The sequence below is a fragment of the Undibacterium sp. RuTC16W genome (genome assembly GCF_049339445.1).
In the GTDB taxonomy this organism is placed as follows: Bacteria; Pseudomonadota; Gammaproteobacteria; order Burkholderiales; family Burkholderiaceae_D; genus Undibacterium.
Window position 1 is genome coordinate 184,524 of sequence record NZ_JBMPPE010000008.1, and the last position, 9,711, is coordinate 194,234.

General features: G+C 49.6%; 10 protein-coding genes. 7 read left to right on the plus strand and 3 right to left on the minus strand.

All coding sequences use genetic code 11. The features are described from left to right. Window positions 1–228: 228 nt before the first annotated feature. From ACO0K4_RS15990 to ACO0K4_RS16015, 6 genes are all read left to right on the plus strand, one after another. The gene (locus ACO0K4_RS15990) at window positions 229–486 is read left to right on the plus strand and encodes a YkgJ family cysteine cluster protein (RefSeq protein WP_422957647.1); all 258 of its coding nucleotides are present in this window, start codon (window positions 229–231) and stop codon (window positions 484–486) included. Window positions 487–528: 42 nt separating this feature from the next. Further along, complete coding sequence (locus tag ACO0K4_RS15995) at window positions 529–897, plus strand: VOC family protein (protein ID WP_422957648.1); 369 nt, start codon at window positions 529–531, stop codon at window positions 895–897. A gap of 18 nt (window positions 898–915) precedes the next feature. Next, window positions 916–1,494, plus strand: a complete 579-nt coding sequence (locus tag ACO0K4_RS16000; RefSeq protein WP_422957649.1) for a transglutaminase-like domain-containing protein — start codon at window positions 916–918, stop codon at window positions 1,492–1,494. 300 nt (window positions 1,495–1,794) lie between these two features. Then, on the plus strand, window positions 1,795–2,658 hold the full coding sequence (locus tag ACO0K4_RS16005; protein WP_422957650.1) for an undecaprenyl-diphosphate phosphatase: 864 nt from the start codon (window positions 1,795–1,797) through the stop codon (window positions 2,656–2,658). 3 nt (window positions 2,659–2,661) lie between these two features. Beyond that, window positions 2,662–4,503 (plus strand): DNA helicase RecQ, encoded by a 1,842-nt coding sequence (gene recQ, locus ACO0K4_RS16010; RefSeq protein WP_422957651.1) that lies wholly within the window; start codon window positions 2,662–2,664, stop codon window positions 4,501–4,503. Window positions 4,504–4,513: 10 nt separating this feature from the next. Further along, window positions 4,514–5,203: a helix-turn-helix transcriptional regulator gene (locus ACO0K4_RS16015; protein ID WP_422957653.1), complete on the plus strand. Its 690-nt coding sequence runs from the start codon at window positions 4,514–4,516 to the stop codon at window positions 5,201–5,203. A 111-nt stretch (window positions 5,204–5,314) separates the two neighbouring features. On the opposite strand, the gene ACO0K4_RS16020 is transcribed toward ACO0K4_RS16015, so the two are convergent. From ACO0K4_RS16020 to ACO0K4_RS16030, 3 genes are all read right to left on the minus strand, one after another. Beyond that, window positions 5,315–5,707 carry an MAPEG family protein gene (locus ACO0K4_RS16020; protein WP_422957654.1) on the minus strand — a complete coding sequence of 131 codons (393 nt, stop codon included), beginning with the start codon at window positions 5,705–5,707 and terminating at the stop codon, window positions 5,315–5,317. A 236-nt stretch (window positions 5,708–5,943) separates the two neighbouring features. Continuing rightward, window positions 5,944–6,315, minus strand: coding sequence for a VOC family protein (locus tag ACO0K4_RS16025; RefSeq protein ID WP_422957655.1), 372 nt, complete (start codon window positions 6,313–6,315; stop codon window positions 5,944–5,946). A gap of 274 nt (window positions 6,316–6,589) precedes the next feature. Beyond that, a complete protein-coding gene (locus ACO0K4_RS16030; protein WP_422957656.1) occupies window positions 6,590–8,737 on the minus strand; it encodes an NHL repeat-containing protein in 2,148 nt (715 codons plus the stop codon). A 189-nt stretch (window positions 8,738–8,926) separates the two neighbouring features. Between ACO0K4_RS16030 and ACO0K4_RS16035 the strand changes: the two genes are divergently transcribed. Further along, on the plus strand, window positions 8,927–9,301 hold the full coding sequence (locus tag ACO0K4_RS16035; protein WP_422957657.1) for a VOC family protein: 375 nt from the start codon (window positions 8,927–8,929) through the stop codon (window positions 9,299–9,301). Window positions 9,302–9,711: the final 410 nt, after the last annotated feature.

Genomic DNA, 9,711 nt, shown 5'->3' on the forward strand with positions numbered 1-9,711 from the left:
TTGCCTGTCACCTCCCTCACCGGGATCGGCAATGCCTCGCGCGACACCCGCATTTTAATCAGCACAAGGTTCGCGGAAAGTATCCGGTAAAATAACAGCGGATTCCGCAGATGCGTCCCCTCCGACGCCACTTTGAGTAAAAAATTAAGCGCTCACGGAAAGCAAAATACAATCAGTAAAAAACTTCTGAAGCAAGCATGAACAAAGCAATCATCACTCCACTATCACATGAACTGCCGTGACAACTGCGGCGCGTGCTGCATTGCGCCCTCCATTACAAGCCCAATACCAGGGATGCCAAACGGAAAACCAGCTGGAACACGATGTGTCCAGCTCGCAGATGATCATCGCTGTAAAATTTTCGGCCAGTCGGAACGCCCTGCATGTTGCGGTGGCTTACAGGCATCGCCAGAAATGTGTGGCGAAACGCGGGAGCAGGCGCTGATATGGATTGCTGAGCTGGAGCGGATTACCGCGGTCGGGTAATATATTTTTAGAAATTCTACTCAATCTTTATTCAATCGCCTAATGACACCAACGCTAAGCACCATCATCCTGTACGCCAGAGACATGCAAAGAACCGCAGCGTTTTATCAGACGTTTTTTGGTTTCGTCACTACTGGCACTGTTGTCGAAGGATTGATTGAATTGCGGGCTGCGGATCACGGTGCAGATCTATTGATTCATCAGGCTGCCAAGAGTGTCAAACTGGGGCAGGCTGCTGTAAAACTGATGTTCGACGTTGCAGATATCGAAGGTTTTAAAAAGCTGAGTGCGGAACGTGGTTTGATTTTTGGCAGCATACATCAGGCCAATGGCTATGCCTTTGCTAACGCCAAAGATCCGGACGGTAATTCCGTTGCGATCTCTAGCCGGGCTTTCCGTGAAAATACGTAGAACTGAGTTCCTCACCTGATGCAAAATTATCTGGTAGCAAGCACCTATATCGATTTCGACGATACGGATGTATCGGCACTGGCAGCTACATTCGCCGAAGGCGCGTCATCGCAACGGGATGTGGTTCAGCGGTGTTTTGAATTCGTCAGGGATGAGATCAAACATAGTGCTGACTTCATGCGCAATCCCGTCACATGCAAGGCGTCTGAGGTGCTACGGCATGGCACCGGCTACTGTTATGCAAAAAGTCATCTTCTCGCCGCCCTGTTACGTGCGAATGGCATCCCCGCCGGATTGTGCTATCAGCGATTATCCGTAAGTGGGCAAGGCGCGCCATTTTGCCTGCACGGATTGAACGCAGTCTATCTTGAGGAGTTCGGCTGGTACCGCATCGATGCCCGCGGCAATAAGCCGGGCGTCAGCGCACAATTTTCGCCGCCGGTTGAGGCACTGGCATTCCCTGTTCTGGATGCGCAGGAGAGAGATCTGCCTGAAATCTGGGCGGAACCCTTATCAGTAGTTATCGCTACGCTCGAAAAATATAGTCGTGTTGAGGATGTATTACGCGATTTGCCGGATGTCCAGGTCTTGCAGTAAGTGCGAGCAAACGCAGGGCATCATGCTAGTCGCTGCACGCCCGCGTTATCTATTCTCAGATAATTTCTATCACCTGCGAAAAAACACATACTCCCATACAGTATTTTTCAATACACCAATAAAAGTATGCGGATTAAGCCTATTTTTATCTCAATATAGGGGAGTATATTTTCCTGCATCCTATTGCTTAAATATTGAGCAGCGCGCTACAGGTGCGCATGTTAAGCTTCGTGCCGACTAAATCCTGCTCACATTATTGAGCTTTTTGCCTCTTTTAACCCTTTCACTCTTCCGCTGACTATGGATATTCTCTTCGCCGTAAAAATCATCATCATGGGTATTGTCGAGGGCCTGACAGAATTTTTGCCGATCTCATCGACAGGGCATTTGATCCTGACAGGTAGCTTGCTGAACTTTACGACAGAGACGGCGAAGGTATTTGATATCGTGATACAGGCAGGAGCGATTTTTGCGGTGTGCTGGGAATATCGCCAAAAGATCGCGAGCGTCTTGCTCGGTCTGGCGAGTGAGCCGAAAGCGCGTAAATTTGCAGTGAACCTGGTCGTTGCGTTCTTACCGGCGGCTATTCTCGGCGTGCTGTTCATCAAAAAAATTAAAGCGCATCTGTTCGCCCCGGTACCGGTTGCGACGGCGTTTATTGTCGGTGGCCTGGTTATCTTATGGGTAGAACGCAAGCGTGCTGATACCGCTACAGCCAGTGGCGCGGATAGCTACGATGATCAGCATGCACGCATCCATTCTGTCGATGACATGACAATCATCGATGCACTGAAAATCGGTATCGCACAATCGTTCGGCCTGATCCCTGGCATGAGCCGCTCTGGCTCGACGATTATCGGCGGTATGCTGTTTGGTCTGTCACGCAAGGCAGCAACAGAGTTTTCTTTTTTCCTGGCGATCCCGACCTTGCTCGGTGCCACCGTGTTTTCCCTCTACAAAGCGCGCAACGACTTGTCTGGCGCCGATCTGCCTATGTTTAGCCTGGGAACAATTGCCGCATTTATTTCGGCATTCTTTTGTGTGCGCTGGTTATTACGTTACATCAGTTCGCATAACTTCAATGCCTTCGCCTGGTATCGCATTGCATTCGGCATCATGATTTTGATTACTGCGTACACCGGCACGATTGCATGGGTTGAATAAGTAGTGATAAAAGCAGTCACAGAAACAAGTAATAGCAACAATCCTGCCCTGCACTTATTGCAGACCGTATTTGGGTATCCATCTTTTCGCGGTCAGCAAGAGCAGATCGTCAATCATGTCGTATGCGGTGGCGATGCGCTGGTCTTGATGCCGACCGGCGGTGGTAAGTCGCTGTGTTATCAGATTCCTGCCTTGATACGTCCTGGCGTGGGCATCGTCATCTCGCCCCTGATTGCGCTGATGCAGGATCAGGTCGATGCGCTGGAAGAAGTCGGCGTGCGTGCTGCGTTCTTAAATTCCACCCAGAGTTTTGATGAAGCCCTGCGTATCGAGAGAATGATGCGCGAAGGCGAACTCGATATGGTCTACATCGCACCGGAACGTCTGATGACGCAACGCTGCCTGGAACTGTTATCAGTCACGCCGCTCGCCTTGTTTGCGATTGATGAGGCGCATTGTGTGTCGCAATGGGGCCATGATTTCCGGCCAGAATACATCAAGCTATCTGTCCTGCATGAACGCTTTCCAGAAGTGCCTCGCATCGCGCTGACGGCGACAGCAGATCAGCAGACGCGTGATGAGATTATTCATCGCCTGCAACTAGAAAATGCGCTGCAATTCGTCTCCTCTTTTGACCGTCCCAATATCCGTTATCAGATCGTAGAAAAGGCGAACGGGCGCAAGCAGCTGCTCGACTTCATCAATGCTCAACATAGCGGTGACGCCGGTATTGTGTATTGCCTGTCCCGTAAAAAAGTAGAAGAGACCGCCGAATTCCTGAACGAAAACGGTATCACTGCCCTGCCCTATCATGCAGGAATGGCGCTACCAGACCGCACCAGGAATCAGGCCCGCTTTCTGCGTGAAGATGGCATTGTGATGACGGCGACTATTGCGTTCGGCATGGGCATTGATAAGCCCGATGTGCGCTTTGTTGCACATCTGGATTTGCCTAAAAGCATCGAAGGTTATTATCAGGAAACCGGTCGCGCTGGTCGTGACGGTGCGAGTGCCAATGCCTGGATGGCATATGGCTTACAAGATGTGGTACAACAGCGTCGCATGATCGACGAATCAGAAGCCAACGAAACCTTTAAACGGGTGCAAGGCGTCAAACTGGATGCCATGCTGGGCTTGTGTGAAACGCTGAATTGCCGGCGCGTGCATATCCTCGATTATTTTGGCCAGCAATCACAGGCTTGCGGCAATTGCGACACCTGTCTCGCACCTCCAACCTCATTTGACGGCAGCCTTGCCGCACAAAAAATTCTCTCTACTATTTATCGTGCAGATCAGCGTTTCGCTGCGGGTCATATCATCGACGTATTACGCGGGATCGATACTGACCGCGTCAAGCAATGGCGACATGATCAGCTCTCGACTTATGGTATCGGCTCAGATAAAAGCGAAGCGGAATGGCGGGCGCTATTACGCCAGTTAATCGCACTTGGTCTGGTCGCCGTGGATTATGAGAACTTCAGCTCACTGAAACTCACCGAAGATTCACGGGCTGTATTAAAAGGCGACACCAAGGTGCAATTACGGCAGTATAAAAAAGCTGAAAAAGCCGTCAAACATAAACGTCAATCCGCCAGGGATTATGCCGAGGAGAATCTCTCCAGTGTTGAACAGACCATCTTTGAAAAACTACGCTGGTGGCGAGTCGAGACGGCGAAAAAACATAATACAGCCGCCTTCATTATCTTTCATGATTCGACACTGCGTGAAATTGCCAAAGCACATCCGCGGTCGATGGATGATTTGCGCGGCGTAACCGGTGTCGGCGAGAAAAAACTCGAACGCTATGGTGCAGAAATCGTCGCCCTGATCGCTGAAGTCGAATAAAAAACCAGCCATGTCACGCTCGCAACGTCTGCTCCAGCTCATGCAAATCTTGCGTCGCCACCGCTATCCGGTCACGGGCGCGGCACTGGCAAGCGAATTGGGAATCAGCCTGCGCTCGTTGTACCGCGATATCGCGACACTGCAAGAACAAGGTGCAAAGATTGAGGGCGAAGCGGGTCTCGGCTATGTACTTCAGCCAGGATTTAATCTGCCGCCATTGATGTTTTCTGAAGAAGAAATCGAAGCGATCGTGCTGGGATCACGCTGGGTTGACGAACACGGCGATACACATCTGGCAGCCGCTGCACGTGATGCACTGGCAAAAATTGCTGCTGTGCTTCCGGGAGATTTACGTCATGATCTCGACACCACAGCTTTGTTGATCGCCCCCGGTCAAGAGACAACAAAAAATGATGAGCACCTGCGTCTGATCAGACGTGCAATCCGCACCGAACATAAACTAGATATTGAGTATCTCGATCAACACGGCAACACCAGCCAGCGGGTAATCTGGCCATGTGCGCTGGGGTTTTTTGATCGCGTCCGCGTGATTGTCGCGTGGTGTGAATTGCGGCAAGAGTTCCGGCATTTTCGAACTGACCGGATTGCCCAACTTTGCGTGATGGAACAAAGCTTGCCGCGCCGCCGTCAGGCTTTACTCAAGGAGTGGAGAATTCTGGAAGGTGTGAAAGCGCAATAGAAAGCGTACTAAAAACGTAATAACGATTCTCTGCTGACCTGACACACATCCGCTTTTTTCAACACCTTCGGTTTACATCAAGACGAATTGAAATGCATATTAAGAAGAGATTTAACGCATTAGTAATTGCCAGGCAATCGTCATCTGAGCAGCGACACCAGTCAAGAAGGCCAGCGTACGTATCCACGGAATAGCAAAGGTGTAAGTAACAGCATGCACCACGCGCGCCCAGAAATAGACGACACACGCCGTCGCAATCGCTGCGCTGTTTACTCCGGCAAACTGTGCGATCAACACCAGAGGTGCGAACACGACCAGATTTTCTATCGCATTCGCATGCGCTTTCATCAGACGCTGCGCCCATGCAGCTTGTGGCTTGGGATGTTCAGGATAAGCAACTGAGTTCGACAAACCACCAGCAATGACACGGTTCAAAATATACGGCACCCATAACAAGCCAGTAAAAGTGGTGACGAGTGCGAGATAAAACAATTCTGTTTTCATGAGTGTCTCTTTCTATTGTTGTGGTCTGGAGCCATACAAGGCGGTGAAGGCCTTGCTCAGCGTGATGATGCCATGTCGCTACACAGCTAGCATCGGCCGTGGACGAATGCAGTGTAATTCTTTTCTCAAGTGTAGAGTGCATTGCTTGTATGACTAGCATACGAACTTCAGGCACTTCAGGTGGTGGCCGTAAGCTTGGCCAGTGCTTTGCTGGCGCTTATCAGTAAGCCAGGATGTTATTGCAGTGAATGCAGGCCGATCATATTACCCTCGGTGTCAAAGATCAGTGAAATAAATCCGTATTCACCGATCGACATTTTTTGGCGTTGCAGACGACCGCCGGCGGCGACCACACGCGCCTCTTCTACCGCGCAATCAGCGCAACTGAAATACACCAGCGTACTATTGCCACCGGAAGGATAACCCGGCATACACACCAGAGAACCACCGGCACCCCAACCATCCATATTCGCCGGAAACCTCCACATCTCGATGCCAGGACTGTTTAGCTTTTCGAGAGTGATATTAAAAACAGCTTGATAAAAACTCTTAGCACGTTCGATGTCCTGCACATAAATTTCAAACCAACCAACCGGATTAATTTTCATTGCCATCTCCTAAGTAATACTTCGTTGAGAATCGTCCAGATCAGCCATCTTGCTCATTATCAGGCACCATCAAGCATGATCAGGTCTCATCGGACTTCGTCACGATACGCCAAAAAATCGCACTTGGCATCATTTCCTGATCACATTCTTTTCAGCAATTCCAGCGCTATGGATATGGCGTCAAACGACATATTCTGGATTTTTTATCCCCGTCTTAAGAGATGATTCACTGAATTTCTCACTAAGCTTAACGCTCACATTTTTACTCAAAATTTCACTCTACTGTCACCGCTACGTCAACACCTTTGGTGGCAATATTCCCTGCGTAGTCCGATGCAAAAATTCTGATGAGGTAGTTTCCTTTTTCCAGATCAGCGACAGGCAGGTGGCTGGCTTTTGCTACGCCACCTCTGACGATATTGCTCACCATATATTGGAACCGTGTTTCGGCATTGCCGTGTACCGTGATTCCGCTATGCGGTGCGTAAGCGATCTTGACCGCGTCTTTGTCGGCAGGCAATTGACTAAAATCGAGAGTGATCACCGGTTGTTCATAGCCAGCCAGCGCCTTGCCATCCCTGCTTAATAACTGATAACCAAGCTGATACAAACCTAAGCGTCGTCTGGCAGCATTGCCATCGACTTTGTCGTAGGCATCAACCACGATACCCAGATCGGCTGTGCCTTGCGGAATATGCACATGGCCATCGCGTGCCTTGGTAATAATGTTGCCCTTACCATCCAGAACCGAAATCTCATCAATGACGGGCACGATTCTGTCGATCAAGCCGTCCAATGATAAGGCCAAAGGATTCCGGTAACGCCCGTACTCCTGGTACGCCAGATGGACATGGAACATGCGGTTGACCGTCCCCAATACATCGCCAGTGACAAAACGAGTGCCGCGCTTGACGCGTACCCGCGCGAGCTTGCCGTCTGCGTTGACGATCTGTGTGAATTTGTCGGGGTTCACTGAAACATCTTTAATGGTCCGGCCGACCCGCATATGGATGTAACTCATCTTATCGATCGCAAGACCTTCGCTCAACTCACCGAATCCCCAGTTCGGCATCGGGTCGCTGATTTTTTCATCCATGACTGCCAGGACATTTAGCCCCATGTCGGCTTGCATATCTACGCCATTATGCAGATGATCACGGCTTTCTCCTTTAAAGTTACCGCGCACTTCTCCGATGACACCGACAATTTCATGCGAAGTGTGTTGTGGCTTTAAGGGCCATGGCAATTTGTTCAGCGTTGCTGTGGACAGTGATTCTTCTTGCCGTTCTTGCAGAGCCTTGAGACTGTTGTCCGTGTTTGCAGAAGTATTTTTCAGTTGTTGGACCGAATGCGCTACCGAATCAACTACCAGCAGATTGCCATTTTGTTGAAAAGCGATCCCGACTGGCCGCTCGAATTCAATCTCTGGCTCTATACCGGTCATTGCCTGTATTTGCTGTTCTGGTGTCCAGGTGAGGATTTTACCGTTGCGCATCTCGGCGATATAGAGCACGCCATGTTGATTCAACGCCAGGGCGCCTGGCCTTTTGAGTAAGGCCTCTTTATCTTCAGGCAGGGAGCGAACCACTGTACTGACGACACCCTCGCGACTGATACGGCGAATCGCGTTGTTGCGGGTATCGGCAATCAAGAGCTCGCCTGCTGCATCGACGATGATAGCGCATGGCGTATCAAGTAATGCGTCACTCCCTGCACCATCCTCATAACCAGCGCGACTACCGGCAATTGTCGTGACTTGTCCGTCCGGACCGATGCGACGAATCCTGTCGTTATAGGTATCGGCAACATAAATATTACCGCTCTGATCGGCAGCGACACCAATCGGCCCGTTGAACATGGCCTCCTTGCCTGCACCATCTTTAAAGCCAGCAACGCCAGTTCCTGCAATAGTCGTCACAACACCTTGGGGAGAAATTTTACGGATCGCATTATTACCAGTGTCCGCTACCAGCAGATTGCCTGCCATATCAATGGCGAGGCCGGAGGGCGTATGAAACATCGCCGCAGCACCAGCACCGTTGACATATCCTTCGCTGCCACCAGCCAGAGTTGTGACCAGTCCCTGAGCTGAGATTTTACGTATCCGGTTGTTGTCACCAGCGTCGCTGACGTACGTATTTCCCGCCACATCAATGACGACACCATACGGATCAGAAAAACGTGCCGCAGCAAAATCCGCATCCTTGAATCCCGCTACTCCATCACCGGCAAATATACTTCGCGTAACAGGTGAAACGAGTACGGCCGAACGCGCCTGCTCAGGTGTACTGAGGCTCTTCGACCCGGCCTGGTGTAAATGATCGAAGACCATGGAGCCGTGAAACAACAGATATACGCCGCCGGATACAAGGATGAGAAATATACCGAGGATCAGAGGAAGTTTGATTTTATGAAAAGACACGTGGAAGTAGATTCACTAATTTTGGATTCGCAAGTGTAGCGCAAGTGATGCAAGAATTTTTCGGCATATGGTTGCTCCGGTGATTCACTACTGACAGAAACTGACACAGCCAGCTACGACAATGACTTCGCTGCAAAACAAAAGGGACTCAATTCCCTTTCACATCATTTTCTTGATAAAGGACACACCATGCCACATCCTAATTTCATCATTCTATATGTCGACAATACTGCTGCCAGCGAACAGTTTTACAGCACCATATTAGGCATGAAAGCGATAGAGTCATCGCCAACATTCGCCATGTTTGCACTCGACTCTGGTGTCATGCTGGGGCTTTGGTCAAAGCACACCGCAATACCAGCACCGTCACATCAGCAAATGGGAGGCACCTGCGAAATCGCATTTGCGCTGGGCAGCAAAGCCATCGTCGATCAGACATATCACGACTGGAAAGAGCGCCACCTGGCGATGGTACAAGAACCCGTTGAGCTGGATTTTGGCTATACCTTTGTTGCAACAGATCTGGATGGTCACCGCTTGCGGGTGTTTGCGCCAGGTAATTAGAATTATGTAAGACTTAATAAAAATACGCATTAGCACTACTATTGATTGTTAATGCGCATTTTATTTACCCGAGGATTTTTAAACGTTTTTTATCTGACGACATAATCGATTACTACGTTTAAAGAAATAAGGGACAAAACAAGCCAAGCGTATATCAGGAAATAGCTTATTTATCGACCGACGAGCTGGTCCATGCGTACCAATGTATTCGGATCAAATTCAAGCTGCTTAGGCTGCTTAGTTCAAAAAACTAAGCAGCGCTAGAGGTTTTTTCAAGTCATATAGAGAAAAATATCGCCCTCAGTAATCTAAGAAACATGTTGTTACCTCCGATACAAATTCTTTGTAATCTCAAACGGATATCTTCACGTTGAATAGGGGCATCACAATTGCATCCCTTTTTACACCAT

Bases quoted from the DNA above. Each gene is read 5' to 3' on its own strand.
- ACO0K4_RS15990 (WP_422957647.1), top strand. From the start codon at position 229: ATGAACTGCCGTGACAACTGCGGCGCGTGCTGCATTGCGCCCTCCATT.
- ACO0K4_RS15995 (WP_422957648.1), top strand. From the start codon at position 529: ATGACACCAACGCTAAGCACCATCATCCTGTACGCCAGAGACATGCAA.
- ACO0K4_RS16000 (WP_422957649.1), top strand. From the start codon at position 916: ATGCAAAATTATCTGGTAGCAAGCACCTATATCGATTTCGACGATACG.
- ACO0K4_RS16005 (WP_422957650.1), top strand. From the start codon at position 1,795: ATGGATATTCTCTTCGCCGTAAAAATCATCATCATGGGTATTGTCGAG.
- ACO0K4_RS16015 (WP_422957653.1), top strand. From the start codon at position 4,514: ATGTCACGCTCGCAACGTCTGCTCCAGCTCATGCAAATCTTGCGTCGC.
- ACO0K4_RS16020 (WP_422957654.1), bottom strand. From the start codon at position 5,707: ATGAAAACAGAATTGTTTTATCTCGCACTCGTCACCACTTTTACTGGC.
- ACO0K4_RS16025 (WP_422957655.1), bottom strand. From the start codon at position 6,315: ATGAAAATTAATCCGGTTGGTTGGTTTGAAATTTATGTGCAGGACATC.
- ACO0K4_RS16035 (WP_422957657.1), top strand. From the start codon at position 8,927: ATGCCACATCCTAATTTCATCATTCTATATGTCGACAATACTGCTGCC.